This is a genomic window from Nostoc commune NIES-4072, from assembly GCF_003113895.1.
GTDB classification, from domain to species: Bacteria; Cyanobacteriota; Cyanobacteriia; order Cyanobacteriales; family Nostocaceae; genus Nostoc; species Nostoc commune.
In genome coordinates this window covers 1-26383 of record NZ_BDUD01000002.1, presented here as the reverse complement: position 1 = coordinate 26383, position 26383 = coordinate 1, and the positions used below count along the sequence as shown (strand labels likewise).

Genomic DNA, 26383 nt, shown 5'->3' with positions numbered 1-26383 from the left:
GTCACAGATTAACTGTGCCGCTTTTTGTGACATTAACGGAAACACAAGGGTTCTGGGCGTTGCCAACATCATGCCGCTTTTTGTGACATTTATACACAGCAAGGTTTTTGGATGTCACGGCATACCTGCCGGAATTCTGTGCCACTTTGTGACAAAGCAGTGCAAAAAAAAAGAGCGGCTATAAATCAGAATTCAGTCCTTCTGGAGTCACGAGTCAGAATTCAGGAGCCAGCCAGTTGAGTATTCTGACCGAAGAAGTGGTGCTTTCTAGAGTTTGGTAGAGAGCATCCTAATTCCTGGTTCTGAATTCTGAATTCATCTTATTGATGCAGCATTTCCTAATTCCAGCCATTTAATTAGTTCTTGTGGGGGAATAATTCTCGATACAGAGAAGGGAATACTGTGTTTTTCAGCCCAACGATACACAGTTCGCAAGCTGATTTTACGCTTTGTTCTGTCGTAGATATAATTCGGAAGTTCTCGCCCAGATAACGGAAAATCTGGTTCTTCTAAGTCGATACCAATCAAATGAAGCTTAAACCCAAAGTGCCAGCCCACAGAATTTTTGCCCCATTTCACTAATCCTTTAAACACAAGAGTGAGAATGTGCCCTACAGTTATGACAAACATTAATTGGTATGGAATCAATAAAGCTAATCCCAGTAATTTCTCAATAACGTGTATGTAAAAAGCAACATAACAGCCATTTTGCACCAGGGCATCAGTTCCACAAACCGAGTGTAGCTGACTAAATTGGGAAATGCTTCATGCCAACTTGTAAGCACATGCAGCGTGCAAAATTCCTTGAAAGTCTTATATCCACTGCCATGAAATGCGATGACTATTGTCATCACTTCCGATAGATGCATCCTGGATTTACTGCGACGTTCTCCTGTTGTCGATGGCAATTGTGGTACTTGCTGCCATAGATTTTCCCATTGCTTACAGAAATCATCTACGTCGCAGAAAATTTGCGCTCTGGTCGAGGCGAGATACAATCGTAGACTAAGCCCTGACTCTCATTTTTGTTAGATATTCTTAGTCTCGGCATTTTTTTGTGCCTTTTTTGCTGATTCTCAATCAATCGTAGCGATCGCCTTCGGTGGGTGCTTCGCGCCATCGCTTGGTCTTTCCCAGTTGAGCAAATTCATATATCACAAGCTTTTTGGCTTTTTCTAATCGTCGAACTCACGTTAAATTAGCTTTTTTTCTGAAATGCCTTCGAGATATGCTTTTCAGCCATTGCGTGGCGGCAAATTCTCTCTTCGCTACTTTTACCCCTAAAAGCTTGTTCTTCATACCCAATTGCTCGGCAACTTGGCGAATATTCTCGGCATTAACTACTCGCCCTAAGACTTTCTCTCCATTGCTCAATTGCAATCGAAAAACTCGGCTATTCAGTCTAGGTAGTATTTTCCAAATCGGCAGAAGAATGCCAGTAACTAGGTGAATGTAGTCAGTAGTGAATTTGGGTAGTTCTTCGACTTCTTTAGACCAAGCCCCGACAAATTCATCAGTCAAAACCTGCTTCCAGTTAGACGATTTCAACTTGTCAACTGGTACCCGATTTTCCTTCTGTGGTCGTACTAACAAAACCCTTGGCACAACTCCACCATCATCGTCAAAGATGCTGTGTGTGGGAATGCACACAGCCGCGTTACCAGACTTCTCATTTACTATCAACCGCCCTTGGTAATTAGTAGCCAACTCAACCGCTTCAGCAGCAGTTTTGATGTCGGTCTTTTGGACGCGCTCAATTAAGAGGTAGTTAGTCACGCTACCAGTACCAGGATGAGTATAAACAGACTCAATGCTGGCAACAGTGAACCGTTCTGCCCGAAGTGTTTCCACTCCAACCTCAAAGATCCCATGAGCGATCGCTGTCTCGATCTGTTGACTTAGCAGCAACTCGAACCGCTCGAAAATGAGATTCTGCATTCTAATTCTTAAAGCCAGCAGACGATTGAGAAACTGCGGCAAAGGTGGTAAGTCGATTTTCATTCCTCCTTCAGTGGAAGTCAGCGATAACCCAGTAAGAAGCTCAAATGTTCCTAAAGGAACTTCAGCAAATCTGCCCTGGAAAATCTGCTTGAACAATTCATACAACGCATATTCAGCATAGTTCGATTCCAAATTGTCCGATTCATTGAATATCCCGTTGCCGCCCGTTTGCCTTTGTCCACGGGTAAGTGCGCCTAGACTGTCCAATCTCCGAGCGATTGTGGAGATAAACCGACGTTCACCCCTGACATTGGTAGTCACAGGTCGAAATATTGGTGCAGATGCTTGGTTTGTACGGTGACTGCGCCCAAGTCCCTGAATTGCGTTATCAGCCCTCCAGCCTGCTTCGAGTAAGTAGTCCGATCGCCTTTTACGATTCACGGCGTTCAAATCCGCATGATAGCTACGTCCAGTACCGCCAGCGTCACTAAAGATGAGAATTTGTTTTTCATCAGCCATGAATGCTGTAGTTTCAGCAATATTCGTCCCATTACCTCTTGAATCCACAAATAGCCGTCCGGTTTCAGATTTCAGTACCCGTTTGCTCCGTCCTGTGACTTCAGCCACTTGCTTATAACCAAAGTGCCACAATAGCTGCTCTAAAGCTCCAGGGATAGGGTCAAGGCTTGCGAGTTTGTCAACTAGTCCATCTCGTAACACCAAGGCTGCTTGTGAGATAATGGGCGAACCATCAGCATCAAAGGCAGGTTCGGAACGTTCTTCACCATCTCCAAGAGAATGAATTTCGTGCAAGTGAACGGGAAAGGCACTCATTAAGTAATCCATGACATACTCACGCGGGAGCAACGCGATTTTGTGAGGTGCTAAAATCTGGGACGTATATAGCTTGTTTCAGGATGCGATCGCAACTAAAAAACCAGATTTTGTTGAGAATATAGGGGTGTAATTGAGAACTAAACCCCGATCTCACTTTTTCGCGTTGCTCCCTACTCACGCGGAGTCAGGTCAAGGTTTAAGTCCTTCCATTCCGAAGCGGGAACCTGATGAAGTCGTCGTTTCAACAGTTCCTCATTGGTCGAAACTATTTGCACAACAACAGCATGACCTTGCGCGATATCCTGCTCAATCGCTTTAATCAGTTTCGGGCATTTCATCCCGGTCAGCAAATGGTTAAAGAATCGTTGTTTGTGGGATTCAAACTGTGACATCGCGGACATTTTAGCCATACGGTTGTATGTTTTCGCACCGGAGATATTACACGCTTCTAACGCCTTATATAAGTTGTTGTGGATAATTTGGAAAGCGTCGGCATAACTGTCGTAGATTCTTTCTTGGGTAGGAGTTAAGTCAATCTCCAATGTGTCATATTCAACTCCCTCAAAACTGAGCGATCGCGCCAAGTATAATCCTAGTGCTTTCAAATCTCTGGCAACAACTTCCATCGCCGCAATACCGCCAACTTCGATTGACTCAACAAAGTCTTCACGAGAAGTAAAGGGAAAATCCCCAGTCTGCCAAAGTCCCAGACGATTGGCATAGCAGAGGTTAGAGACTTTAGTCGCTCCGGTAGCTGACACGTAGACAACCCGTGCAAGAGGCAGTGCATTTTGCAGCCGAAGACCGACGATACCTTGCATGGATGCCTTCACCATTCCCAACTTTCCCTCAATAGCCATCGCGTTGCCCATTGCGTGGCACTCATCAAAGGCGATCGCACCTGAAAAGTCAATGCCTGCCCATTCTATAATTTGCTTAAGCCGACTTTTATCGCCTTTTTGCGATCGCAGAGTAGAGTATGTAGCAAAGAGAACACCTTGCGAAAAGGGGATTGGATCGCCTAGTTTGATAGTGAGGACTGGGGAAAGGGGTAAGGGAAAGGGGTAAGGGATTTGAAACCTTTCCCCCTTCCCCCTTACCCTTTACCCCGCCAAGTTCACTTGGCGAACTATTAGGTTTCTGTTTCTTTCCCTTTCGGCTACGCTCAAGGCAAGCCTTACGGGTATTTCGCAACTGCCCTTCAGCCTTAAGGCTGTCAGGTCTTATGTTCGCTCCACAGACTGAAACTGCGAGTCCCGCAGCCAAAATATTCTTACTTGCGTTAATATCTCTGTCGTAATGTATCCCACAGTTGGGGCAATTCCACTCTCTTGAATACAGATGGTAAGCTAGAAAGTACATAACAGTTAAATCGATGATGTCCCATGAACGTTGTCACACCAAAACGATTTACTATTGACGAATATCATCGGCTGATTGAACTGGAATTTCTAAAGGAGAGCGATCGCATCGAGTTGATTCGCGGAGAACTAATTCAGATGGTAGCCAAGGGCACACCTCATACAGTCTGCGGTTCTATTTTATGCCGCCAATTGGATCGGTTGTTGGGCGATCGCGCTGTGATTCGCGGACAAGATCCGATTACTTTGCCTTCGCAAAGTGAACCTGAACCAGATGTGGCGGTAGCACGTGGCAAAGACGAAGATTATCTCGCCCATCATCCTTATCCAGAAGATATTTTTTTAGTGATTGAGATTTCGGACTCAACCCTAGATTACGACCAAACAACAAAGTTAAAAATCTACGCAGAAGCCGCAATTTCTGATTATTGGATTGTCAACTTAAATGTTCGCCAACTTGAGCGTTATAGCCAACCCTATCAAAATGCTCAAGGTGAATTCAATTATCTCAGCAAGCAGATATCTTTACCACATCAGTCAGTAGCGATTCCTGGATTTGAAGATGTTTTATTAGACTTGAATCGGGTATTTCCCAAGGTTGTAAATGCCTAGAAATACGCAATTTCCCATTTCGCACCCAACATTTGAAACGTTGCAATGCAGCGTCTCTTAAGAGCAAGCACAGAACCCGGATTTCTCACAAAGGTTTAAACGAGTAGCCCAAAACGCTTATGCCACTTAGACTTGAGATAAAATACGCCGTTCACATATTGTTGTGATTCGTGCAGTGTCTAAAACGCTCAAAATCTAAGCCTGATAAAGGTTTGGTAATAGCGATCGCACCGCTTGTGAGAAATGCGGGTTCAGTTTCACCCTCATCTCCCACTCGCATTTCGAGTGAGACTGGAGACTTAGAAACCTGAAGGTAATCTCTTATTTGGCTTGGCGACAGATTTAATGATTCGGCAATTTCTGCTACAACTGGAGGACGACCCAACGATTGAGACAGTTGCTGCTGTATTCTTCTGATTTTGTTTAACTTTTCATTGATATGGATTGGCAAGCGGATAGTGCGAGACTTATCTGCTACAGCCCGTGTTATTGACTGGGTAATCCACCAATAAACATAGGTTGATAGTTTGTAGCCTTTGTTAGGGTCAAATTTCTCGACCCCACGCTGTAGTCCCAGTGCCCCTTCTTGGATCAAATCGAGAAAATCTAAATTGTGATTCTGGTACTTTTTAGCGATCGCTACCACCAATCGTAGGTTAGCTGTCACCATTTTATGTTTAGCTTTTTGACCTTGTTGAACGATTGACTGTACTTCAGCTTCGCTTTGCCCAAGCAAGGTAGCTAATTCTCTTGTGGTTGGTTCTCGGTTTAATTGAAGTGCAAGGCTTGATCGCTGTTCTTCAATCGCCATCATCTGCTGCAACGCCCTTGCATTTGTAATTTCTTGCTCAGGAGTTAGCAGAGGGTAGCGTCCGATTTCTTTGAGGTAGGAGCGAACTAAGTCCGTAGTTGGGCTGGGCATACTTTAAATTAATTATGAGGAACACTTTTATTTTTCGTTTGAATAGAATGTTTTATCTCAAGAATTAGCTTACAAATCAAATCTTAACCATAGAGTTAAATCAATGTTTATCTTTGTCAAATAATAACAATGCTGCCAACAAGTTACCGAAAACTATAAAGGCTGATGTAAATTCTTCAGGCAAGCGCAAGCCAGGCAGACCGCGTAAAGCTGGTTAATTCGCTTTTTAAGCCTCGGCTGATCACCGAAGAATAAATGTCTGAAGGTTCAAAAGTTCAAATGAGGCAAGTAATTGCCTCATTTATTAATAAGAGAAAGGCTTCGCCATAGCAAAAGTGAAAAAGTAATATTGTGGGTGATGCAATGGTACAGCAACTTTTCACTCAAGGTTCTTTATTCGATTTGCAAACAGTAATCGATTATGGGCAGTCAGTTATTAATGTTGCCCAAGAGCTTGCAAAAGTTTTAATAGATAATCGCCCTCTCTCTACGAAAACTGTTCAAGCCCAGATGAATCGCCACTTTCACGGCACGGCAGCAAAGGGTGCATGGCAGTGGAAAGATGCTTACGAAGCTGTGGAAGTGGCGCAAATATTATATCTGCGTCAAAAAGGTTACAAGCTTTTATTAGAGTCGCCGCTAACAGTAAGTAAGTCGTGGAGAAAATTTATAAGTATGTAACAAAAAGTTAAGCAGAAGAATTAGAGTTAAATCTTACACGTTGTGTACTGTAATTTCCTTTTTCTCCTCTCGTTTGGACTCCATCAATGACGGCATAGGCAAGGTCTAACTCATCCTCAAAAGTTTTCGCGGCTAGTTCATCTTTTTTGAGATGTTGCCATTCCAATTCAATCGGGTTCATTTCTGAGCAATATTTGGGTAGAAAGAAGATGTACAAACCCATGCCTTCCCACTTTGACCATAATTGCTGTACTTCTTTACACCGATGAATCGGGCCGTTGTCCTGGACGATTACTCTGATGCGTCCTGTTTTTTGAGCTTCAAGCGCTTCAAGCTCCATCATCTGTATATAAGATTTGCGTGAAACGCCGCCAATCACCAAACCATACACAAAACTAATTAGGGGTTGAAGAAACCCAATAATACTTAGCCTTCGACCCCGACGTTTACTCTGCTCTAAACGTTTTTGCTGTCCTCGAAAGTAATAACTGTAACTTGGTTCGCTCCAAGCACAAAATGGGAGCAACGCGATTTTGTGAGGTGCTAAAATCTGGGACGTATATAGCTTGTTTCAGGATGCGATCGCAACTAAAAAACCAGATTTTGTTGAGAATATAGGGGTGTAATTGAGAACTAAACCCCGATCTCACTTTTTCGCGTTGCTCCCCCTCTGCTCTGTCTTTTACCTTCTGGGGTACATCTGCTGTTCTCAGGTTAAAAAGAATTTTATCTTGCTCTCTAGTCAAAAATACCCTTAAACGGCTGCCCATCTCCTGTTACCTTTATAGAAAAATTCTATGTATTTACTTATCTTTACATAGTTTGGTTTTTTCACCTCGTTCTACTTATTATTGGAATTGGAGAAGTTAGTAGCCCTTTGCCCAACGCAAACACGGCGCAGTGAAGAGTCGGTACAACTTCAGCAATTCTCGACACCGTTACCATTGGCTTATCTGGTAGCCAAAGCAGCATTTATAAAGGCTGATGATTTGATTCTGGAGCCAAGTGCCGGAACTGGTTTGTTAGCACAAATGGCTAAACTTAGGGGTGCAAGTCTGATGCTCAACGAGCTTGCACCCGATAGATCGAAGATTCTGCGGCGATTATTCCCTGGTACACCATTATTCTCAGTAAACGCGGGAGTTATCCCGGCTGCACCGACAAGGACAAGGAAGCGAGGTGCTTCACTCTTTGGATGAATTAATACTGGCGTTGGACAGTAACAGTAGAAGCGCCAACTCTACTTCCCAAACGATATTAGCTATTTGCGAACGACTGGATAATCTAGAATTACGTTTGTCGGGTGATATTAGTAGCGATGCATCCAGTAACCAGCATCTCGCCGATTTAGAACAAAAAATCGACTCTATAAATAATCGGCTAGCACAATTTGCCGAGGTAATTATGCAGCTTCAAAGTAATATTAATAATCAACCAAGGCGGGGTAAGTCATACTACGGCAATTCTTATAATCAAGGGCAACCTGTTAAGTTTCAGCCAATTACAGAAGAAAGTTTGGCTTCAAGGTTAGGGGTAACTCCAGAAACTATTCGTAAGGAAAGAGAAAGTCAACCCGCGCCGCTTTTTTTCGCATGGTCTAAGCGCAAGGATACTTCTGGTATTGGCTGGGAATTTAATCACAAAACGGGATTGTATCATCCAATTACTTGAACCCGACAGCGATGATTATTTTAATAAACGCAGCTGAGGCGGAAATCCCGGTTCACTCTTTGATAGCTTTACCGTTAAAATAATAGATATTGGTTTATAGGTAAAAAGCATGACAGAAACCAAGTCTACCCGTGTTGTCCGTAGGGGGAGAATATTTCCCGAAATCCAATGGAATGAGGAACAATTTGCACGACGTGAAGCCGAACGCGAGGCTTTTTACCAACGTTGTCAACCTATTTTTGAGCGAGTAAAATCAGAATTAATTGAAACTCACTACAACTGGTTTGTTGCAGTTGAACCGGATAGTGGAGAATATTTTGTTGATAAAGATTTAGAAGTAGTCTCATTACAGTGTCGCCAACAGCATCCAGGCAAAATCCACTATACTTTTCGGATTAATGAGTCTGGGGCTTGCGGCACGATATGACGATTTCCGGTTTTTTTGGTGATGAGGATGCACTACTTTTTGAAATTAATTTAATAACATCAGATGGATTAGAATTACCTGTTGAGGCGATGTTTGATACAGGGTTTTCGTATTGGTTAGCGATTAATGACCAAGATATAGATGCACTTGGTTGGGAGCGTTTACGAGAGCAAACAATGCGAACTGCACGGGGAGATGTAAAATTTGACATCTATGTTGGTCAAGTACTATTTGATGGTCAAGAGTTTGACATCCCTGTACATGTTGGCAAAGATTTAACAGAAGTTTTACTCGGTCGTCAATGGTTAACAAATCGTCGGTTAGTCGTTGATATCCAGTCGGGTGAATTGACGTTGGGATAAGTACCTAAAAATAATTAATTATCGCTTCTATAAGTACCTAAAAATAGTTAATTATCAATCCAATTAGGAAAGAATAGTATTGGAATTAAGAAAGAGCTTCATGGTTAGCAAACAAGCTTAACCTTATGTTTAAAAAGGAATCATCATGGCACAACCAATCGAATCAATTGTTGTCAAACAACCTAACACCTTTGTACTTCATGAAATTGACCTTAGCATTGTTTACTCAGTAAAAGATAAAGAACCGAAACTAACCTACTCGATTAGCTCGCTGCCTCAATCGCCCCAAATCTTCAAGGGGAATGAAATTCGCACACTAAACACAGAGATTGGCACTTTGGTCAGCGTGACGCTTGGGACTGTTCTCAATCCTGATGTTGGGGGGGATGTTACTACCTTGAGCTTGCTGTTGCCGATTGTAAATTTAAGCGTGGATGGTGGGTCTGCCCCGGCTCACAAGTGTAGGTTTTTTACAATCAGATCTAGAATGAGGTAAGACTTGGAAGACTTGGGGGGAAAGTAGACAAGGAAGCTTTTTTACGCCAGAACCATTCATTGAGATTAGGAAGTATTGGCAGCAGCAGCAGATGTACTGTGGTAGGGTTGTGGAAACAAACCAGTTAAAGAAATAGCCTTGCCGTTAAGTAAGTCAGCAAGAATATGAATTAAACCTTGAAGAAAACAAGAAATCTTACAAACAGTTTTTTTGGGAATATCTTGTTTTTTGTCCAGATGATTTGGAGAAAGTTCTTTCGATAAATTATTTAGGTAATGTGGCTCTATATCAGTGCCAATTGTTATAGTCCAAAGGGTAGCTACAGCCATAGCTAACCATACCCTTTCGGCTCTATTTGGTTCTCGTAAACGAGTTTTATGCCACTGCCAACCATCACTTTTGATATCCCGATAAGGGAGCAACGCGATTTTGTGAGGTGCTAAAATCTGGGACGTATATAGCTTGTTTCAGGATGCGATCGCAACTAAAAAACCAGATTTTGTTGAGAATATAGGGGTGTAATTGAGAACTAAACCCCGATCTCACTTTTTCGCGTTGCTCCCTCCCGATAACTACACTCAATCCAAGAACGTAAAGAATACCAGAGAGCATCCCCTTGTTGGGGTAGTAAATCCGTGACAATTAACCAAGGATCTTTGTAACCTTCATCCCAACGGGCAAGTATTGTGCAATTGAGTGGATTAGTTTTAAAACAGGTGACTATTCCAGACCAACTCGTCCCTGTTTTTTGTACTAGTTTATCTAAAAACTGCCATTCGGTCTCTCCTCTAATTTGATATGTTCCAGTATAATTAATTCGTAAAAAAGGATGCCAATTCAAAGCGCAAATTGCGTCAAACAACCAGTCAGCATAGAGTCCTCTATCTGCTGAAACAACGACTTGCATTTCCGGAGGAACAACATCTTTCAATGATTGGAATAATTGCTGCCAATGAGGTTTCCAAGCTCCTTTTTCTGTTCCTTTGACAATTTTCCAAGCTACAGGAATGCCGCAACCCCGATAGAGAACATGAACAGAAAGAACCGTGAAGTGTTGTCCAATATTAGTGCTATCTACCGCAAGAGGAAGCCATTTTTCTTCACTGTTCCACATACTCAAAATCCATTGGAGTAGGGGAGCAAAGCACTTAGTTACATCTATAGCAGTTCTTTTTTTTCCTGTTTTGGCATCTGCTTCTTGATACCATTCTTTTAGTCTTTGTCGAACGGGAGCAACGCGAAAAAGTGAGATCGGGGTTTAGTTCTCAATTACACCCCTATATTCTCAACAAAATCTGGTTTTTTAGTTGCGATCGCATCCTGAAACAAGCTATATACGTCCCAGATTTTAGCACCTCACAAAATCGCGTTGCTCCCCTTTATCTTCTTGGGATTGGCGGATATTGTATTCGTCGATAAATGAACCAAAAATTTGCAGCGTGGTTTTTTTGGCAGCTTTGACAATCGGTGTACCAGTGAAGCCGATACGGACACAGTTAGGTAAGGCTTCTAATAAATTAGTGTGGAGGGTTTTGGCGTGAGAACGGTGTGCTTCGTCAATGGGAGCAACGCGAAAAAGTGAGATCGGGGTTTAGTTCTCAATTACACCCCTATATTCTCAACAAAATCTGGTTTTTTAGTTGCGATCGCATCCTGAAACAAGCTATATACGTCCCAGATTTTAGCACCTCACAAAATCGCGTTGCTCCCACCATTGTCAGGCTTTTACCTGAACCTTGGGTATGCCAGATAATGCCACCGCGTTGGTCATCTGTGCCATGTTCAGCGCGGGTTTGATTGTGTTGAAGTTGGTACAGTGCTTTATAAACTGCTCGATATTGCTGGTAACGGGGGACAATTTTGATGGTGCGTCCGCCACTAGTTTTAAATAGAGTGAAATTACGAAAAATGTCGATCAGATTAGCTGGTTTCAGCATTCCGGCGATTAGGGTTTGGCGAAAATTCAATTCAGAAACGCCTAATTGTGCAGCAATTTCCGCTTGGGGACTGGGAATGGTATCTTTCCAATCAACATAATGTTCATAATTTGCGCCGATGGTTCCGGCTGTTGCCCGCCCTCTAGAGGCTGCTATCATCAGTAGATTGTAGTGGAATAATTTTTCTGCGCCTTCTGGTTGACTGCTACCCCGTTGGTTGGAATATTTCAATAAGTCTTGAATTGCTTCAGTTATCGGGTTATCTAAATTAGGACTTTTACATTCAATCACTACTAGAGGAATGCCGTTAACAAATAGTACCATGTCTGGGACTATAAACCCCCGATTACCTGTTGCCCAAGGTGGGTCTACTCGGTATTGATTGATGGCGAGAAAATCGTTGCGATCGCAATGTTCAGGGTCAAATTCAATAAAATGAACAGTATGCTGTTTGCCGTCTTGTCCTAAAACTGTAGTTCCTTTGAGTAGTAATTCTGTGGCGGCTTGGTTAGCCTCCATTAATCTATTTGCACCCAAGCGTTCTAACTGACTCACTGCGGTTTGCACTTGAAGATCATCGAGCCAGGGATTACCGTTGTCATCCAGGTTGATGCGTTTGATAGCGGCTTTGAGGCGCTCTGTCAGTAGAACTTGCTTGAAGTTTTCGCGTTCGGTAACTTGAGGGTCGTTCCAGTTACCTTCCACATAATGCCAACCCATACTGATGAGTTGATCAATGGTTGGTTTTTCTACATGGGTAAATTCTGGGCTTTCTGGCATTATTTTTGTTTTTGGGCAGTGTTTCAGTATTTATACTTTTATATCAATACTAAAAAGTATCATTTTTAGCTAGTAATTTACCCTTTATAACATCTGTTTGTTTTTTTAATCTAAAATAAATGGTATAAATGTACTACCAATATGCTTGTAGGGAAGCTATAACTAACTAACACACTGAGCATAGTTATTACTATATCTAATTAGTATTATGAAAAATTCCAAACAATCGATTGTTGAAAAGTTTAAAAAGAAAGACAGAATTTGTAATATCTGCCAACTAGAGAAAGAATTATCGGAAGATCATGTGCCTCCTCAAGCTTGTCCTCCAGCTAAAAATACAGTTATTTCCAAGCTGTTTTATCAAATGATTGGAGATCGCTCATTTCGTCCCAGAATGTCTCAAAAAGGAGTAAGTTATAAAACAATATGTAGCGATTGTAATAATAAATTAGGTAATAGATATGATTGGGCTTTAGGTGACTTTAGTCAGAAAATTGAAAGTTTTATTGGAAGTAGTGTAATTCTGCCAGATTCTTTCGAGGTTGAATGCTATCCAAATGCAATTATGCGTTCTGTTTTAGGTCATCTTCTTGCAGCGAAAACACAGACAGATGAAGTCGTTGTAGATACCATTATAAGACCTTGTATTTTAGATCCGTCGTTACCAATTCCTGATGAGATTCATATTTTTTATTGGGTTTATCCTTATGAAACAATTAGTATACTCAGGGATTTTGCAATGCCAGCCGTAAGAGGAAACCTTCAAACCAGTGGTTTTTTTAATATGATTAAGTTTTATCCGATTGCTTTTTTAATTACTCACCAGCTCCCCAGCTATGAAAAATTACTAAGTCTGGATAAATTTAATCAGCTTCCTTCAGGCGATAAGGCTAATTTACAAATTGATTTACGTCCTATAAAGCGCTCTACATGGCCGGAAGAGTGTCTCGGAGAGGAGAACTTTCTTCTAGTTGGTCGGGCTGCTAATGATTCAGTTTATGCAGTTCCTAAACTTAATAAAATAAAAAATCGTTCTTAATTTAATAATTATTATTGCATCTCCATAGCAGTTAGCCAATTTTTGCTTATGTGAACGCTGTCAAGCTTTGCGAATGAGTTGGGGTTAAATTAGGTTGCACTTTCTTTCGCTCCATTCATGTACCAGAGCGATCGCCTGCTCACTATACTTGTGCTAGTTTGGGATAACGGCTCAAAAATAATTACCTGCACATCTGGTAGTTGGGCAAAGGCTGATTCTATCAGTGGCTTAACATCAGCCCAATTCAAGCCACCATTACCGCATCCTAAAGCTGGTATTGCAATTGATGTAATATCTAATCGCTGTACTTGTTGCACCAAAGCCACCAGTCCCCTTTTAATATCTTCTATTTTTGAATTATTTCTCCAATGGCGCTTTGTAGGGAAGTTGATAATACATCTGGGCTTTAATAAGCTACCTGTTGCTACGATAAACATCCGTCCTGGCTGGACTTCACTAGCTTTACAGGCTTTCTCATAGTGGCGGAAGCAGGATAAGCTTGCTTGAATTGCAAGGCAATCCCTTTGCCCATGATACCAACACAATTAACAGTGTTAACTAGAGCTTCTGCTTCTTCTTCTAATAGGTTGCCTTGCTTAAATTCAAACATACTTATGTTAACCAACTATGTTAACCTAGTTATCAATCCAATTTTCCAACAGAGGGCTTACTTTCACGAGTAACGGTCTCAAGTTTTTGTGGTCAACTAATTTGTCATGCTGTAAACGACCAAGAATTATCCCTGGATATCTGCGATGAGTGTAAGCAAATTCTTCAATTGCTTGACGAGAGAAGTATTTTTTAACCCCAGAAATAAAAACCTTAAAGGCTTGAGGTTCTATCAACCAGTTAGCAGCTTCTTTATCAGCTTCTTTCTCTTCGTCATTGTCTTCTAAAGCATCTAAGTTATCTAAATAAATCCCTTGATGTCCTAAAACAATATGTGCTAACTCATGCATAAGAGTAAACCAAAATGAGTCAATCCGGTCATATCTCAATGTCAAGGCAATAATTGGTTTATCGTTCAAGTAATAAGCTGCACCATCGAGATAGGTTTTTTTTAGATGAGGCACGATTACAAAATGTACTCCTAAATCTGCTAGCAATTTAGGAATTCGCGCAATAGTTTCTACTTGTTCAGCACAAGCAAGAATTTCAGGGATAGCAGCTTCTAGTTGCTTGCGGTCAAAATTAGCAACTGTTTGTTGTTTGGCTCGATACTCAACTCGTTTTATCCAAGCTATCCGAGAGGTTTCTTCTGGTTCTCTATGTTCGGAACAACGAAAGTTAACTGCTAATTGGGGTATTTCATTTAAAGACGAGATTCCGAGATAATTACAGACTTGCTGTTCTAATTCATCAATCGAATCTGTTGCTTGAATCCACCTATTTTTGATGAGTTCGGAGATGGGGGCTATTGTATACAATCGGCTTTTACGAGCTATATCTTGCTCATTTTTTTCTTTTCCCGCTAGATGAAGACGATATTTTGCCTCAAGGTTTGTCCAGAACTCAGGAGAAGTCCCCAAAGCTTGGGAGAGTTCGATAGCTGTTTCTGGTGTAATTTGCTTACTTCCCCGGATAATTTCGTTGATGGTTTGAACTGGACGACTCATAATTTCTGCTAAATCTTTCTGTGTCCAGCCACGCGCTTCTAATTCTCTACTTAAAATTTTTCCTGGTGTTGTTACTCTTGCTGGTGTTAGCTTTTGGCTCATATTGCTGTCTCTCCTGCTGCTCCGGTTAGTGGTAATCTTCGATATCGATTATTGTGAGGTAATGTCCCTGTTCATCCTCATCCACTGCCACGATTAGACGCCACTGGTCATTTAAACGTAAGGAACGTTGTCCTTGTTTTCCTCGTTTACCTTTGAGTTTCTCAAATCTCAACCCTTTTAGAGCATATAATTCTCGCTCATCGACAGCAGCATCAATAATCGACATGACTTCAAAAAAGTCATCAACCACACCTGGATATTTATGAGCATCTTTTTCTTCTGTGTAAAGTGCTTCGAGTTTCTTCTTTTTGAAATAAAAACGCAAAGCTCCCCCCAAGGTAAATGCAGCGGATTCTGCATTATACTACGGCAAAATTCAGCTTTGGGGTGAATCACTGATATTTTAATTTTAAATCTTAATGTGATAAGAATTTTAAGCAGTTTGTAAAGATTCTCAGATTATGTTGAAAGTTAGTGCAAACCTAATACTGTCAAGGGTTTCGATATTTTCCTCTAACCACATACTTTACTTAAACCTCATCATCTAGCTTTATTAGTACAAATATACTACAAAACAAAAATAAGGGCAAGTTAGCTATATCAAGGGTATAGCCATTGCTGGATATTGCTATTGAGACTATAAACACTTTTTACTGTTGGATTACTTGATTTTCCTAACTTGCACTTTTCCGGTTAATAAGTCTTGCATTAGTCCCTGTTTTTGAAGTTTGAGCTTGTTAAGGTAAGCTTCTTCTGTGCGTAACCGAGTATTTTGAGACTCAATTACAGCAGTAATATTTTTTTGTTCTTTAAGGCTGGGAAGAGGGATATAAAAAGAGGCTAATTCTGCTAAATAAAGCCCTGGTTGTGCTGTTTGGTTCACCTTGCGCCAAATTAACCGCTGGAATTTCTCACTTGAGATATAGAGATGTAAAAAAGAGTTTTCAAGAGTATCTATCTTTCCTCGAAGCACTGCCACACTACGTTGCAAAGTAAACGGGGGCATTGGCCGTACTACAGCCGTCTTACCAATAGTTGCTCCCACAATTGCAAGTAATACATCTCCAATCTGAATCTGCCAATTCTTGTGCATGGTTTTGTAAAAATCCCAAGAGATTCTGGTATCACCTTCAGTTAGTTGAAAACCGCCATTTATCATGTTTTGAACACTCAATAGTAATGGGCCATTTTCAACACGCTTAGGTGGGAGGTGTGACCCATCCTTGACAAGCGAGCAGGCTTCGCCAATTGTCGCTACTTCCCACTCCTTTGGAATTTGCCCCAGTGGTGAATCTTGGAATTTTTCAGGATGCGCCTGTGGATCTCTCAATTTGCCATCTTCATCTAAGCCGCGTGTGAGTAAGTCTTGCAGTAGTCCGGCTTTGGTTTGTTTAAGTTTTATAATAAGGGAAGATGTGCGTGCGATCGCTTCATCCACTGTATCCAAAATTTCAGCAATGCGAGGTTGCTCAGGTAAAGGAGGAAATCGAAAGACAATCTTACGAAATACGGATTGTTTAATTCCTAATACTGTTGAACCTGTTGATTTTTGTTCTAATCTTTGGCGAGACTCAGACCAATTCAGTAACCAAAATAAATAACCAGCATCAAGTTCTTCAGAGCTAGCACGAAGTGTAAGAAGACGTTGAGCTAAAGCAATTTTATAACTGGGAACTCTTGCAACAGACCCAAATGCAGAGATTATCGAAATCCCTGGTTACACACTCGTTTACGTCAATGGAGCCTGCCCCAGGAATTATCGGGTCTATAAAGGTCATTCAATGATTGGGGTGATATTTCAGCACATCACCCACTGGTCTAACGCTATGGATCAGATTCGGTATGCTCAAGCAGCAGAAGCAGCAGTTGGGTTGGATGACTTCATGAAAGTAGCAAAGAAATCCAGAGTTACAGATAAAGCCATAGCAGCATAGTTAACTTCACCAATTACAACCATGCAACCAACAATCACCATTCCACACGGTTGGAAATACCCCTGTTTCACCTTGAGACAACGTGCAGAACAAGGACTGATTATCGGCATCAAGTATTACCCAAGCGATAGTCTTTTAGCATACGAATATGGCGAAGGCTGGCGGTACATCGTCATGCCTGATATTAATTCTATTGATGAAGGAAATCACTTAGAGAACGAAATTAAATTACTGACACCACAGGAATTGAGAGCAGAAATTCAAGCTGAAATAGAAAAATGTCTACGCCAACTTGAACTGCTTAAGTACGAATTAAAAGCAATTCCTGGAGGTCTAGCTGATGGCTAAATCGCCCAAAAACTGCTCTGACCTCACGGCTGCTAGCTTGCTGCTTTTCTTGCGCCGCTATGGTGGTTCTGCTCCTTTACACAGCATTAATTTCTCACGAGCAGTAATCCAATCATTACTCGATAGAGAACTAGTACGAGTGCAGAATACCAAACACGGTTTTTTACTGACAATCACACAAGATTCTGACAAATTGCCGACTAACTAAGTCCATTAACTCATTCAAACAAACACAGCCATCACTTTGCACACATGGAAACTATCAAAATCAACAACAGCGTTTTTCTCATCCCACCCAGTCAACCAAAACTACAAGCTAACTGTGCTAAAGAATACGGGCAATTCCTTCTTGATTGCCCCCCGAAACTGACGATTTTAGAAGCACAAGCGGGGGGATATCTCAAGGGAAGTAAGGCAGACTTTGCGATCGCAATCTCTCGCCCTGACCGTCTACTCACAATCAACGAGAACTTCACCAATGAACCATTTACCGAATTGTGGGTGATTCCAGTGACAGGCGGACTCAAGGATCAGTTTAAAGGGCCAGCGTCCATGCTTTTAAGTTTTCTGATGCACCGCCGGAGTAAGGATTCATTTGCTGGACTGTACAACCATTTCGCTCATCGTGCTTTCCAACAATGGTGTGAGGATGGAATGCCCGGAGATCCGAAAGAATTCTGCTACGCCGCGATCGCATCTGTCCTCAAAAACTACATCTTCTGCGCCGAGTTCCAGAAGGTAGAAGGTGCGTTGGGAACGTATTGGTTCATTCAGTGGTCTTACCGCAACCCACAATCTGATTTTGAGCATGATGCTCTCGTTGCAGCCGAGATGATTCGCTCTGGTGCAGAATCAGGGGCGACATTGCACTGGGTGACTAACGAGACTTACGAACGCTGGGCATCAAACGCGATTGTTACCGCGCCTGCATTACCGGCTGTTTCGGAAGCAGAGGCAAGAGCATCTTTACAAGCTCAAAATCAACAAGTATTGCCACAAGGTAACAAACGGTAATTAAGCATTATAAAGGCGATTCGCTCAAGAGTCGCCACTACATCAATTAGCAACAAAATCACTCCATGAAAATCGGTACTGTCTCAATTAATTATTCAAGAAAATTCAACTTAGGAAACTACGAATCTCTCGAAGTAGGCTGTTCTCTCTGGGCGCAAGTGGAAGATGAAGAAGATGCTTCGGGCGTAGTTCAATTCCTTTACCACCAAGCTAAAGCAGCAGTCAAAGTTGCTGCAATGCCAGTAATTAAAGCGTCGGAATTTCAAATCAGTAAAGCCAAATCTCAAAAGAAGGTGGCAACTGATTCGGGTGTTAGGGAATTGGAGGATTTATGAAACAACTAACAGGTTCTATGCCCATCGCTGCACTACCATCATCTACTGCGGCATCTTCTAAAAAAGAACTGCTTGAAACAATTGAATGGCTCCAAAGAGAAGGAGCGGCAACTGAAACTAATCTCAAGCTTTTGACTGCAATTGTTGAATCAATTCTATGGTCTGAAGAATCATGCACCAGGTTTTTACAATGCGGGTTTGATGCTGCAATTGAACTATTTGATATTACTTCTCAAAACTGGGAGATTGAGCAAGCAAGGTCATCGCCTCATAACCCCAAGAATTGGGACAGGTACAAACTGCTAGAAAAAACACCTCACCAATAAATTAGTTTCCCTAAATATTTTTCTCAGCAATTCTGGAGGTTAACAAATGAAGAAAAAATGGACTCCTCAAGAATTAGAAATTCTTGATGAAATGTCTGAAGCTTACACACCTAAACAGATAGCATACAGACTTAGAAGACGAGGCTATCATCGCACAACTTTAGCTGTTCATAAAAAGCTCTATGCGTTGGGTTATTCTGCACGTCCCACTCTCGACAATTATAGTTGTAGCCAAATTGCTCAAGCTCTTTCGTTGAACCCCTGTACTGTAGCTAAATGGGTAAAACGAGGATGGCTCAAAGCTATTCGGCGTATGGCTGAGTGTACAAGAATTTCGTGCCAGATTAACAGCAGCAAGGCTTTCTCATCCACAAATTGATAATCTCTATGCCCTCCAATCAGCACGCATCAAGTTTATACCCTTTCAGTTCAAACCTTTATTGCGTTTTTTGCGTGCTGACCAGCCTCGGTTATTAATTGCCGATGAAGTTGGTGTGGGGAAAACTATTGAAGCTGGTTTAATATTACGGGAACTCCAAACCCGTCAACAGTTAGACAACATTCTGATCGTTTGTCCTAAAGCTCTCGTTTCTAAATGGCAAGTGGAAATGCGCCGTTTCGATGAAGAGTTTCGACCACTGACTTCAGAAACTCTTTCCTACTGTTTGGGAGAAACCAATTTAGATGGAGTTTGGCCTCCACAGTATTCGCGTGCCATAGTCCACCTAGAACTTCTAAGAATTGATAAATATTGCAAGGGAACGAAAGGTCGCCGCTCTAGTCCTGGATTAATGACTCTTAAACCATCGCCCCACTTTAGCTTGGTTATTGTGGACGAGGCACATCATGTTAGGAATCCAGGAACTAGTTCTCATGAGGTAGTGAAATTCCTTTGCGAAATCAGTGAAGCTGTAATTTTTCTCTCCGCGACACCGCTACATCTTGGCAATCGCAACCTCTACACATTACTTAATCTGTTACGTCCAGACCTGTTTATTGATGAGACAGTTTTCAACGAGATGGTGCAACCTAATCAGCATCTCAACCAAGCCATTCGGCATATTCGCAGTTGCAGATTCCAAAGTACTTGGCAAACTTTAGCATTCCAAGCATTACGAGATGCTGCAACAACAAGCTGGGGTAAGCAAGTACTAAGCCAAGATCCTAGATTTTTAGATTGGTATCATAAATTTCAGGAACGTGCAACATTAACTGATGCAGATCGGATCAATTGTTTGCGGGATTTAGAAGAGGTGCATTTACTGGCTCATGTAATGAATCGTACTCGTAGGAGAGATATTGGAAAATTTACGATTCGTGAACCACACACTATTTCTGTACCGTTCACACCAGAACAAGAAGAGTTTTATCAAGCATTGATTGAATTTCGTCGAGAAATGCTCTCTCTAGACTATGAAGAACAGGTGATAAGGCTGATCACTGATACTTTAGAGCGTCAAGCAGCTAGTTGTTTACCAGCTCTTGTACCTACACTCAATAAATTCATTCAAACTGGCAAAATTGCCCTTTCCGATATTAGTGACAACATTGAAATAGAGGATGAGGATACTAAACTTATCCCTGATTTACTAGAAAAAGCTAAGAATCTGCGTAAGTTAGCTATTGCTTTACCTCCAAATGACCCGAAGTTAGAGCAATTATTAAAAATAATTGAGGAAACACTACTAGGTAAAGGTTCTGGCAAAGTACTGATTTTTTCTTTCTTTTTGCATACATTGGCTTATCTGCAAAAACACTTGCAAGCAGCTAGTTACAGAGTAGAGGTAATAACTGGAAAGGTTGAAGATGCAACAAGAGAAAGGTTAAGAGAGCGTTTCCGCTTACCTAGTGATGACCCGGATGCGCTCGATATTCTTTTATCTTCTGAGGTAGGTTGTGAAGGATTAGATTATGAATTTTGCGATCGCCTGGTAAATTACGACATCCCTTGGAATCCAATGCGGATTGAACAACGTATTGGACGGATCGACCGTTTTGGTCAGCAAAGCGAAAAGGTACTGATATTTAATTTTGTTACTCCAGGCACTGTTGAAGAGGGCATCTTCTTCCGTTGCTTTGAACGCTTAGGCATCTTTCAAGACACAATAGGGGATTTGGAGGAAGTATTAGGGGATGTTGTGCAAGACTTAACTCGTTTAGCACTTGACCCCAATCTTAGCTCTGAACAAGCTGAACAGAAAGCACAGCAAATGGCAGACAATGCACTCCGTCTAGCAGCTGAACAAAATCGGCTGGAAGAAGAAGGTGGGTCATTGTTAGGACTTGATGAGGGATTTACTTCAGATGTTGACACCCTAGTTGCTGAAGACAAATTTGTTTCCTCTGATGATCTACGTCAGCTGATTGAAATATTTTTGGAACAACCGACATTAGAAGGGCAATTGACTGTTGATAGTCGTCATTCAGAAATCTATCGACTACGCCTGAATAAAAATGGACGCGGGGATCTGCTTAAAAAAGTACGTTCTCTCAAACAATTAGACCGTTCCACAATTGCTTTTATACGTTGGCTGGAAAGTAATGATCCGCATTGGCAACTCACGTTTGACCAGCAAATAGCTCTCGAACATAGAGACATTCCATTTATTACGCCTATTCATCCTTTAGCGCGGGTAGCGATCGCTTATTTAGCAAGCATAGATGAGCCGCTTGTTACGCAGGTTGCAATTCATGATAATACAGTGCCAAGAGGACGGTACTTTTTTGTTTGCGACCTTTGGGAAACAGTTGCTGTGCGTCCAGAAGTGCGGCTAGTGGGAAAAGCTTGGAATATTGATAATTCATGTCTTGCACCTGAAACGTCAGCAGCGTTGGTGCGCTTGTTGAGCCACGCTGTACAGCCAGCAGAGTATGTCAGCTTCCCGCCATCTTTAATCGATTCCAGCATTCAACAACTAGATGAGACTGTACACCAGTACCGTTTAACAGAACTCAATGAATTGCGAGAAAGAAATAATGCGCTATTTAATCGCAAACTGGCTAGTCTTGATGCTTATTATCAAAATCGCCTTCAACGTGTGGAAACTGAACTCAATCAAGCGAAGGATGAGCGGATTATTCGGATGAAAGAGTCAGAGCAATCACGCATTCAACGAGATTATGAAACTAAGCGGCAAAATTTAGAGAATCGTCGTGAAGCAGACATTATAAGTCAGAGGCTTGCTGTGGGAATTTTAATAATAAAAGGTAAAAACTAAATGGTTAGCGACTATACAAAAATTAAAGACGATAATATTAATGGGACTGCTGAAACTTTAAACAAAATTGGAGAGTTTTTAGCTAGAGTACTTTATAATGACCAAACCCACTTTATTGATGAAATAATTCAAAATACCGAAGATGCACTTTCACGCCGACATCAAAATGACCCAGATAGCGAGCTTCCTAAAAGCCTTACATTTCGGCTTTATAATGATCGTTTGGAAGTAAGTCACTTCGGAAAGCCGTTTGATGAACCTGACGTTCGTGGTATTTGCAATATCCTTGAAGGAACTAAGCAAAATGATGAAAAAGGTAGATTTGTTTCAGCAACACAAGCAAAGTTAGCCAGAAGCAAAGATTTCCGCCAACTAATTTTAGAAAATCAATTACAACAACTGTATGGTAGCACTTACACATGGGTTTCTGATGAAATTACTCAAGGAAAAACTCCTGAGATTTACCGATATCTGACTGAAGAACTAAAAATTCAAGAAGTTGAACCAGAAGATTTTGGGCGAAAATTTACTGAAAACTTTATTAACATTCAATCAGATGAATGGATAGCCTGTTTTTATGCTTTCCTTATTAAACAAGAAGCTCTTTGGCGGAGTGATGGTATATTACGTAACAAACCTTTTATCCGCTTACAAAATAATAAACACGTAGCACCTTTTGGACAAGATGGTTTGCCGAACGCTTATATTCCATTGTCTTCAGGTGAAGAGACAGAGTTCCCTATTGTAAAAATTAATATTTTACAGAATAAGTTTTTTGGTAAAGATGTTAAATACTTCTTACAAGTATTAGGATTTTCAGAGCCAGATATTTTTGCTGAAGTTGTCGAAAAAACTATTCCAAAATACAAACAAAAGAATATTGATATTCATGACAAAATTCAGCATCAAAAGAATATTGATAAAATTATTCAGGCTTTGAAGTTCACTGCATTGTCGAGTGCTACCCAAGAAAAAAGAAAATATTTAATAAATCAACTTAAAGAAACTCCATTTATTCGCTCTCTTAATATAACAACGGGTAAAATAGAATATAGGTATCCTGGCAATAAGACTGGAGAAATAATATATTTTCGCTCTTCTAACCTGGAAATATATTTCAAAGGTAATCCAAATGTTTGGTTTCTTGATGAATCATTTCCAGAAAAAGAACAGTTTGAGATTTTAGGGGTTAGCGAGAAAGTAAAAGTATTTTGCAAAAAATCTGATAGTAAAGGAAATATTATTATTTCTAATAAAGCAAGGAATTATCAGCGTGGGCTTAATGGCTTTGATCCTGACTGTGAAATAGATGGGCTAGAATTTGCTTTGAAAACTAATCCATCTTACGGCAAAGCTCTTTTTGTGTGGAACGATTTATTACTACCCAATTATCAACATATAAATGGTGAGGTTGAAAAATCTACAAATCAAAAGTTTACTAACTCTCAACCTCTCTGCACACAATATTCAAAAATGGGAATAATTGCTTGTAAATATCAATGGCTACCCAATAAAAATAATGTTTTTTTTAAACCATGTGAATTATCTATTGATGACCTAAATGATGACTTTTTAAAAAATAGCAAATTGGCTAATACCCTAAAATTAAAACCAACTGAAACTTCTCAAAAAATAGCAAAATTGTTATCTAAACAATTTAAGAAAAATATTAAATTAGAAGATTTAGAATTTATGATTTCTAATTTAGATAAATTACCTCAATTTAAAAAGATAATTGATGATTTAAACAGAAAATCTCAACAATCTAATTTAGAAGAATATGAATTAGACTTTGAGCCAAACCAGAATAATACTGAGTTTGATTATGTTACTGCTTTTCAGGCAGCATTTAATCAACCCGGGGAAAAAGAATTTAAGTCACTAGATAATGATATTTTATTAATTCCAATACCTAATCCTAAAGCAAGAGGCGATAAAATTATAAATGAAATTCGGGATGCTCAAAAAGAAGAACCACTAAAAGTTGAACGTTTTAAGAAAATTCCAACAACTCGATGGGAATCTAAAAATACTGAGACAATAAGAGGTTTCCTAAAACAACTGTATGATGGGCAATGTCAAATTTGTGAAGTAACATTTCCAAAACAAGATGGTTATCCTTATTTTGAAGGACTTTATATAGTATCTTACACAAATGCTAGATGGATAGACCGTCCTGGTAATGTTTTATGTTTGTGTCCTAATTGCTGCGCCAAGTTCAAGCATGGATCAGTTGAAGTTGAAGAAGATATACTGCAACAAATACGTAGATTTCGTCCCTATAATGACGGAGGCACTGTAGAATATGAAGTACATATTAAACTTTGCCATAAATCGACCAAAATTCGATTTAACGAAAGACATATTTTGGAAATGCAAAAACTGTTAGAGTTTGCTTCGCAAGATAAACATTCTTAACCAGAATTTTATCAAACAAAATCAATAATCTGTAGCTTCATCTACTGTATGGGTTTTAAATAAGTATTAAAACTAAAATTTGCTTAATGAGATAGAAATTAACGCTCAGAGCCAGTCTTTGACGCTGATGGCTCTCCAGTTATCTCTATTGAAGCTGTAGCCTTGAGAGATGCCTTAGTCGATAAGTTAGCATGTCTTGATCCAATCCCTGGCGCACTAGAGCAGGGGAGCAACGCGATTTTGTGAGGTGCTAAAATCTGGGACGTATATAGCTTGTTTCAGGATGCGATCGCAACTAAAAAACCAGATTTTGTTGAGAATATAGGGGTGTAATTGAGAACTAAACCCCGATCTCACTTTTTCGCGTTGCTCCCCTAGAGCAGTTACTATGGCACTTCGGTAACAAGCAAGTGGCTGAAGTTACAGGTCGTAGCAAGCGAGTTCTGAAAGATGATTCGGGGCGTTTGTTCGTTGATTCACGGGGCAGTGGGGCGAATATTGCTGAAACTGCTGCATTTATGCAGGGAGACAAACAAATCCTCATCTTCAGTGACGCTGGTGGGACAGGCAGAAGTTATCACGCTGACCTCAACGCTATGAATCGGCGGCGGCGATCGCACTATCTTTTAGAAGCCGGCTGGAGAGCAGACAACGCAATTCAAGGGCTTGGGCGATCGCATCGTACAAACCAAGCATCAGCACCCGTGTTCAGACCTGTTACCATTAACGTCATCGGTGAACGCCGCTTTATCTCAACCATTGCCCGAAGGCTGGATAGCTTGGGCGCTCTTACTCGTGGTCAACGGCAGACGGGTGGCAATGGAATATTTGAGGCTAAGGATAATCTGGAATCAAATTATGCAGAACACGCCCTGTATGAGTTATTCAGGCAAATATACCAAGGTCGATTTTATGAAGTGCCTTTAGGAAAGTTCGAGCAAATGACTGGACTGTGCTTAACCTCTCACGAAGGCGGGATGAAAATCGACTTGCCCCCATTGCGGCAATTCCTCAATCGCCTGTTGGCTCTACGAATTGATATGCAAAACATCATTTTCGAGCGTTTTGAGTTGTTGCTAAGTCAGCAGATTGAAGCAGCGATCGCGGCAGGGGTTTATGAGATGGGTGTAGAGACACTCCGGGCTGAACGCTTTACTGTATTGAGCCAAGAAGCTGTCTACACCCACCCTGCCACAGGTAGCGTCACCAACTACCTCAAAATTGAGCGAGTTCAGAAGAACAACATCAAAACGGATATTGAGATGGTTGAGTTTGCTGCCAAGTACCAAGGGCAATTCATGGTGAATGAGAAAGGTCGTGCGGCGATAACAATTCCAACGCATAGTCTATTCGACTCTGAGGGTGGAGTTGTCCCAAGAGTTTTGCTGATTCGCCCACAGAAAGAAACTCGCCTACCAGTCCAAGACTTGGAATCTTCCACTTGGCGGCAGGTTTCGGCTGATACCTTTGCTGCTGCTTGGTCTATTGAAGTAGACGCACTGCCCAAGTTCACTACCGATTCCCTACATTTGGTAACTGGTATTCTCCTACCCATCTGGAAAATACTACCACAGCACAATAGTCGAGTATTCCGACTGCAAACCAGCGATGGACAAAAGATTCTCGGTCGGGTGGTGAATGCTCATGACATTCAAACCGTGCGCGAACAACTTGGACTAAGGAACCAGCTGCTTTCTCCTGAAGAACTTGTGAAGCTGGTACTAAACGAGAAATATACACAGCAACTACCAGGAGGAATTACGCTGCGGCGGTCTTTCGTTGCTAATGAACCTCGCATAGAACTGGTTAATGCTATCTCACTGGCAGAGCGACTCTTAGCTGTGGGTTGCTTCACCGAGATCATCAACTGGCAAAAGCGGGTATTCATTCCGGTTTCAGACAAAGCCCCAGCTATTCTAGCGGCTGTGATTGAAATCTTGGGATGATTCCCAACCTCAAAGACCCAGGCATTTAATCTGGGTCTTTTTTTCTCTCAAAAACTTACT

General features: G+C 41.1%; 36 protein-coding genes and 3 pseudogenes. 19 read left to right on the top strand and 20 right to left on the bottom strand.

Annotation, left to right across the window (positions count from 1 at the left end):
* Positions 1–504 precede the first annotated feature (504 nt).
* The 5 genes and pseudogenes from CDC33_RS40775 to CDC33_RS40770 all read right to left on the bottom strand — a co-directional run.
* Positions 505–999, bottom strand: a pseudogene (locus CDC33_RS40775) (transposase); the annotation flags it as partial.
* A gap of 189 nt (positions 1000–1188) precedes the next feature.
* Positions 1189–2775, bottom strand: coding sequence for a strawberry notch C-terminal domain-containing protein (locus CDC33_RS32355; protein WP_244919452.1), 1587 nt, complete (start codon positions 2773–2775; stop codon positions 1189–1191).
* Positions 2776–2794: 19 nt separating this feature from the next.
* Positions 2795–2932: a hypothetical protein gene (locus CDC33_RS39365; protein ID WP_181374269.1), complete on the bottom strand. Its 138-nt coding sequence runs from the start codon at positions 2930–2932 to the stop codon at positions 2795–2797.
* A gap of 16 nt (positions 2933–2948) precedes the next feature.
* Positions 2949–3791 carry a strawberry notch-like NTP hydrolase domain-containing protein gene (locus tag CDC33_RS32350; protein WP_280524477.1) on the bottom strand — a complete coding sequence of 281 codons (843 nt, stop codon included), beginning with the start codon at positions 3789–3791 and terminating at the stop codon, positions 2949–2951.
* Positions 3727–4140, bottom strand: a complete 414-nt coding sequence (locus CDC33_RS40770) for a zinc ribbon domain-containing protein (protein WP_244919451.1) — start codon at positions 4138–4140, stop codon at positions 3727–3729. The genes CDC33_RS32350 and CDC33_RS40770 overlap by 65 nt, the downstream gene beginning before the upstream one ends.
* A 23-nt stretch (positions 4141–4163) precedes the next feature.
* Here CDC33_RS40770 and CDC33_RS32340 point away from each other — a divergent pair, with 23 nt between their 5' ends.
* Entirely contained in the window at positions 4164–4751 is a 588-nt protein-coding gene (locus CDC33_RS32340) for a Uma2 family endonuclease (RefSeq protein WP_109012796.1), read from the top strand.
* Between the two features lie 151 nt (positions 4752–4902).
* On the opposite strand, the gene CDC33_RS32335 is transcribed toward CDC33_RS32340, so the two are convergent.
* Complete coding sequence (locus CDC33_RS32335) at positions 4903–5673, bottom strand: sigma-70 family RNA polymerase sigma factor (protein WP_109012795.1); 771 nt, start codon at positions 5671–5673, stop codon at positions 4903–4905.
* 363 nt (positions 5674–6036) lie between these two features.
* Between CDC33_RS32335 and CDC33_RS32330 the strand changes: the two genes are divergently transcribed.
* Positions 6037–6354, top strand: coding sequence for a hypothetical protein (locus CDC33_RS32330; protein ID WP_146195893.1), 318 nt, complete (start codon positions 6037–6039; stop codon positions 6352–6354).
* A 7-nt stretch (positions 6355–6361) separates the two neighbouring features.
* Here CDC33_RS32330 and CDC33_RS40765 read toward each other — a convergent pair.
* Both CDC33_RS40765 and CDC33_RS39960 read right to left on the bottom strand, forming a co-directional pair.
* Positions 6362–6871: pseudogene (locus CDC33_RS40765) on the bottom strand (transposase); the annotation flags it as partial.
* Positions 6801–7124: a hypothetical protein gene (locus tag CDC33_RS39960; RefSeq protein ID WP_146195892.1), complete on the bottom strand. Its 324-nt coding sequence runs from the start codon at positions 7122–7124 to the stop codon at positions 6801–6803. The pseudogene CDC33_RS40765 and the gene CDC33_RS39960, both read right to left, overlap by 71 nt.
* A gap of 87 nt (positions 7125–7211) precedes the next feature.
* Between CDC33_RS39960 and CDC33_RS32320 the strand changes: the two genes are divergently transcribed.
* From CDC33_RS32320 to CDC33_RS32300, 5 genes are all read left to right on the top strand, one after another.
* The gene (locus CDC33_RS32320; protein ID WP_146195891.1) at positions 7212–7553 is read left to right on the top strand and encodes a hypothetical protein; all 342 of its coding nucleotides are present in this window, start codon (positions 7212–7214) and stop codon (positions 7551–7553) included.
* Positions 7534–8025 (top strand): hypothetical protein, encoded by a 492-nt coding sequence (locus CDC33_RS32315; protein WP_244919450.1) that lies wholly within the window; start codon positions 7534–7536, stop codon positions 8023–8025. The genes CDC33_RS32320 and CDC33_RS32315 overlap by 20 nt, the downstream gene beginning before the upstream one ends.
* A 109-nt stretch (positions 8026–8134) precedes the next feature.
* Positions 8135–8452, top strand: a complete 318-nt coding sequence (locus tag CDC33_RS32310; protein ID WP_109012791.1) for a hypothetical protein — start codon at positions 8135–8137, stop codon at positions 8450–8452.
* Positions 8449–8814, top strand: a complete 366-nt coding sequence (locus tag CDC33_RS32305) for a retroviral-like aspartic protease family protein (protein ID WP_109012790.1) — start codon at positions 8449–8451, stop codon at positions 8812–8814. Before CDC33_RS32310 ends, CDC33_RS32305 begins: the two co-directional genes overlap by 4 nt.
* Before the next feature lie 145 nt (positions 8815–8959).
* A complete protein-coding gene (locus CDC33_RS32300) occupies positions 8960–9310 on the top strand; it encodes a hypothetical protein (protein WP_109012789.1) in 351 nt (116 codons plus the stop codon).
* Positions 9311–9375: 65 nt separating this feature from the next.
* On the opposite strand, the gene CDC33_RS32295 is transcribed toward CDC33_RS32300, so the two are convergent.
* From CDC33_RS32295 to CDC33_RS32290, 3 genes are read right to left on the bottom strand one after another with little or no spacing between them, the layout of a single operon-like run.
* A complete protein-coding gene (locus CDC33_RS32295) occupies positions 9376–9732 on the bottom strand; it encodes a hypothetical protein (RefSeq protein ID WP_109008668.1) in 357 nt (118 codons plus the stop codon).
* Entirely contained in the window at positions 9704–9856 is a 153-nt protein-coding gene (locus CDC33_RS39355) for a hypothetical protein (RefSeq protein ID WP_181373980.1), read from the bottom strand. The genes CDC33_RS32295 and CDC33_RS39355 overlap by 29 nt, the downstream gene beginning before the upstream one ends.
* Positions 9840–10424 (bottom strand): transposase, encoded by a 585-nt coding sequence (locus tag CDC33_RS32290; RefSeq protein WP_244919449.1) that lies wholly within the window; start codon positions 10422–10424, stop codon positions 9840–9842. Before CDC33_RS32290 ends, CDC33_RS39355 begins: the two co-directional genes overlap by 17 nt.
* A 131-nt stretch (positions 10425–10555) precedes the next feature.
* Here CDC33_RS32290 and CDC33_RS39350 point away from each other — a divergent pair, with 131 nt between their 5' ends.
* Positions 10556–10729 carry a hypothetical protein gene (locus tag CDC33_RS39350; RefSeq protein WP_181374267.1) on the top strand — a complete coding sequence of 58 codons (174 nt, stop codon included), beginning with the start codon at positions 10556–10558 and terminating at the stop codon, positions 10727–10729.
* On the opposite strand, the gene CDC33_RS32285 is transcribed toward CDC33_RS39350, so the two are convergent.
* Complete coding sequence (locus CDC33_RS32285) at positions 10659–10871, bottom strand: DEAD/DEAH box helicase family protein (protein ID WP_244919555.1); 213 nt, start codon at positions 10869–10871, stop codon at positions 10659–10661. The two genes, CDC33_RS39350 and CDC33_RS32285, sit on opposite strands and share 71 nt — an antisense overlap.
* Positions 10872–10920: 49 nt before the next feature.
* Positions 10921–12027, bottom strand: a complete 1107-nt coding sequence (locus tag CDC33_RS32280) for a type I restriction endonuclease (protein WP_244919448.1) — start codon at positions 12025–12027, stop codon at positions 10921–10923.
* Between the two features lie 208 nt (positions 12028–12235).
* Here CDC33_RS32280 and CDC33_RS32275 point away from each other — a divergent pair, with 208 nt between their 5' ends.
* Positions 12236–13066 (top strand): hypothetical protein, encoded by an 831-nt coding sequence (locus CDC33_RS32275; protein ID WP_109012788.1) that lies wholly within the window; start codon positions 12236–12238, stop codon positions 13064–13066.
* 89 nt (positions 13067–13155) lie between these two features.
* On the opposite strand, the gene CDC33_RS40760 is transcribed toward CDC33_RS32275, so the two are convergent.
* The 6 genes and pseudogenes from CDC33_RS40760 to CDC33_RS41765 all read right to left on the bottom strand — a co-directional run.
* Positions 13156–13503 carry a macro domain-containing protein gene (locus CDC33_RS40760; protein WP_244919447.1) on the bottom strand — a complete coding sequence of 116 codons (348 nt, stop codon included), beginning with the start codon at positions 13501–13503 and terminating at the stop codon, positions 13156–13158.
* Positions 13491–13691 carry a macro domain-containing protein gene (locus CDC33_RS40755; RefSeq protein ID WP_244919446.1) on the bottom strand — a complete coding sequence of 67 codons (201 nt, stop codon included), beginning with the start codon at positions 13689–13691 and terminating at the stop codon, positions 13491–13493. Before CDC33_RS40755 ends, CDC33_RS40760 begins: the two co-directional genes overlap by 13 nt.
* A gap of 10 nt (positions 13692–13701) precedes the next feature.
* Positions 13702–14784: a HigA family addiction module antitoxin gene (locus tag CDC33_RS32265; RefSeq protein WP_109012787.1), complete on the bottom strand. Its 1083-nt coding sequence runs from the start codon at positions 14782–14784 to the stop codon at positions 13702–13704.
* A 25-nt stretch (positions 14785–14809) separates the two neighbouring features.
* Positions 14810–15109 (bottom strand): type II toxin-antitoxin system RelE/ParE family toxin, encoded by a 300-nt coding sequence (locus CDC33_RS32260; protein WP_109013327.1) that lies wholly within the window; start codon positions 15107–15109, stop codon positions 14810–14812.
* A gap of 336 nt (positions 15110–15445) precedes the next feature.
* On the bottom strand, positions 15446–16222 hold the full coding sequence (locus CDC33_RS32255; RefSeq protein WP_244919554.1) for a restriction endonuclease subunit S: 777 nt from the start codon (positions 16220–16222) through the stop codon (positions 15446–15448).
* Positions 16223–16234: 12 nt separating this feature from the next.
* Positions 16235–16444, bottom strand: a pseudogene (locus CDC33_RS41765) (hypothetical protein); the annotation flags it as partial.
* A gap of 121 nt (positions 16445–16565) precedes the next feature.
* Here CDC33_RS41765 and CDC33_RS40750 point away from each other — a divergent pair.
* From CDC33_RS40750 to CDC33_RS32210, 9 genes are all read left to right on the top strand, one after another.
* Positions 16566–16718 (top strand): hypothetical protein, encoded by a 153-nt coding sequence (locus CDC33_RS40750; protein ID WP_244919445.1) that lies wholly within the window; start codon positions 16566–16568, stop codon positions 16716–16718.
* 21 nt (positions 16719–16739) lie between these two features.
* A complete protein-coding gene (locus tag CDC33_RS32245) occupies positions 16740–17066 on the top strand; it encodes a hypothetical protein (RefSeq protein WP_109012785.1) in 327 nt (108 codons plus the stop codon).
* Positions 17059–17274, top strand: coding sequence for a hypothetical protein (locus tag CDC33_RS32240; RefSeq protein WP_109012784.1), 216 nt, complete (start codon positions 17059–17061; stop codon positions 17272–17274). Before CDC33_RS32245 ends, CDC33_RS32240 begins: the two co-directional genes overlap by 8 nt.
* 44 nt (positions 17275–17318) lie before the next feature.
* Positions 17319–18080 (top strand): hypothetical protein, encoded by a 762-nt coding sequence (locus CDC33_RS32235; RefSeq protein WP_109012783.1) that lies wholly within the window; start codon positions 17319–17321, stop codon positions 18078–18080.
* A gap of 65 nt (positions 18081–18145) precedes the next feature.
* The gene (locus CDC33_RS32230; RefSeq protein WP_109012782.1) at positions 18146–18415 is read left to right on the top strand and encodes a hypothetical protein; all 270 of its coding nucleotides are present in this window, start codon (positions 18146–18148) and stop codon (positions 18413–18415) included.
* Positions 18412–18741: a hypothetical protein gene (locus CDC33_RS32225; protein WP_109012781.1), complete on the top strand. Its 330-nt coding sequence runs from the start codon at positions 18412–18414 to the stop codon at positions 18739–18741. The genes CDC33_RS32230 and CDC33_RS32225 overlap by 4 nt, the downstream gene beginning before the upstream one ends.
* Before the next feature lie 46 nt (positions 18742–18787).
* Positions 18788–19120, top strand: coding sequence for a MerR family transcriptional regulator (locus CDC33_RS32220; RefSeq protein WP_109012780.1), 333 nt, complete (start codon positions 18788–18790; stop codon positions 19118–19120).
* A gap of 61 nt (positions 19121–19181) precedes the next feature.
* On the top strand, positions 19182–21959 hold the full coding sequence (locus CDC33_RS32215) for a DEAD/DEAH box helicase (protein WP_109012779.1): 2778 nt from the start codon (positions 19182–19184) through the stop codon (positions 21957–21959).
* The gene (locus tag CDC33_RS32210; protein ID WP_109012778.1) at positions 21960–24377 is read left to right on the top strand and encodes a hypothetical protein; all 2418 of its coding nucleotides are present in this window, start codon (positions 21960–21962) and stop codon (positions 24375–24377) included.
* A 216-nt stretch (positions 24378–24593) separates the two neighbouring features.
* Here CDC33_RS32210 and CDC33_RS39345 read toward each other — a convergent pair whose 3' ends face one another.
* Positions 24594–24734 carry a hypothetical protein gene (locus CDC33_RS39345; RefSeq protein WP_181374265.1) on the bottom strand — a complete coding sequence of 47 codons (141 nt, stop codon included), beginning with the start codon at positions 24732–24734 and terminating at the stop codon, positions 24594–24596.
* Between CDC33_RS39345 and CDC33_RS32205 the strand changes: the two genes are divergently transcribed.
* On the top strand, positions 24728–26323 hold the full coding sequence (locus CDC33_RS32205) for a strawberry notch C-terminal domain-containing protein (protein WP_280524476.1): 1596 nt from the start codon (positions 24728–24730) through the stop codon (positions 26321–26323). The genes CDC33_RS39345 and CDC33_RS32205 overlap by 7 nt on opposite strands.
* Positions 26324–26383 lie beyond the last annotated feature (60 nt).

Bases quoted from the DNA above. Each gene is read 5' to 3' on its own strand.
- CDC33_RS32240 (WP_109012784.1), top strand. From the start codon at position 17,059: ATGGCTAAATCGCCCAAAAACTGCTCTGACCTCACGGCTGCTAGCTTG.
- CDC33_RS40750 (WP_244919445.1), top strand. From the start codon at position 16,566: ATGATTGGGGTGATATTTCAGCACATCACCCACTGGTCTAACGCTATG.
- CDC33_RS32290 (WP_244919449.1), bottom strand. From the start codon at position 10,424: ATGTGGAACAGTGAAGAAAAATGGCTTCCTCTTGCGGTAGATAGCACT.
- CDC33_RS32275 (WP_109012788.1), top strand. From the start codon at position 12,236: ATGAAAAATTCCAAACAATCGATTGTTGAAAAGTTTAAAAAGAAAGAC.
- CDC33_RS40760 (WP_244919447.1), bottom strand. From the start codon at position 13,503: ATGTTTATCGTAGCAACAGGTAGCTTATTAAAGCCCAGATGTATTATC.
- CDC33_RS32330 (WP_146195893.1), top strand. From the start codon at position 6,037: ATGGTACAGCAACTTTTCACTCAAGGTTCTTTATTCGATTTGCAAACA.
- CDC33_RS32225 (WP_109012781.1), top strand. From the start codon at position 18,412: ATGAAACAACTAACAGGTTCTATGCCCATCGCTGCACTACCATCATCT.
- CDC33_RS32230 (WP_109012782.1), top strand. From the start codon at position 18,146: ATGAAAATCGGTACTGTCTCAATTAATTATTCAAGAAAATTCAACTTA.
- CDC33_RS32305 (WP_109012790.1), top strand. From the start codon at position 8,449: ATGACGATTTCCGGTTTTTTTGGTGATGAGGATGCACTACTTTTTGAA.
- CDC33_RS32235 (WP_109012783.1), top strand. From the start codon at position 17,319: ATGGAAACTATCAAAATCAACAACAGCGTTTTTCTCATCCCACCCAGT.
- CDC33_RS39960 (WP_146195892.1), bottom strand. From the start codon at position 7,124: ATGGGCAGCCGTTTAAGGGTATTTTTGACTAGAGAGCAAGATAAAATT.
- CDC33_RS32265 (WP_109012787.1), bottom strand. From the start codon at position 14,784: ATGAGCCAAAAGCTAACACCAGCAAGAGTAACAACACCAGGAAAAATT.
- CDC33_RS32280 (WP_244919448.1), bottom strand. From the start codon at position 12,027: ATGCCAGAAAGCCCAGAATTTACCCATGTAGAAAAACCAACCATTGAT.
- CDC33_RS32300 (WP_109012789.1), top strand. From the start codon at position 8,960: ATGGCACAACCAATCGAATCAATTGTTGTCAAACAACCTAACACCTTT.
- CDC33_RS32340 (WP_109012796.1), top strand. From the start codon at position 4,164: ATGAACGTTGTCACACCAAAACGATTTACTATTGACGAATATCATCGG.
- CDC33_RS32310 (WP_109012791.1), top strand. From the start codon at position 8,135: ATGACAGAAACCAAGTCTACCCGTGTTGTCCGTAGGGGGAGAATATTT.
- CDC33_RS40770 (WP_244919451.1), bottom strand. From the start codon at position 4,140: ATGTACTTTCTAGCTTACCATCTGTATTCAAGAGAGTGGAATTGCCCC.
- CDC33_RS32335 (WP_109012795.1), bottom strand. From the start codon at position 5,673: ATGCCCAGCCCAACTACGGACTTAGTTCGCTCCTACCTCAAAGAAATC.
- CDC33_RS32210 (WP_109012778.1), top strand. From the start codon at position 21,960: ATGGTTAGCGACTATACAAAAATTAAAGACGATAATATTAATGGGACT.
- CDC33_RS32220 (WP_109012780.1), top strand. From the start codon at position 18,788: ATGAAGAAAAAATGGACTCCTCAAGAATTAGAAATTCTTGATGAAATG.
- CDC33_RS32355 (WP_244919452.1), bottom strand. From the start codon at position 2,775: ATGAGTGCCTTTCCCGTTCACTTGCACGAAATTCATTCTCTTGGAGAT.
- CDC33_RS32245 (WP_109012785.1), top strand. From the start codon at position 16,740: ATGCAACCAACAATCACCATTCCACACGGTTGGAAATACCCCTGTTTC.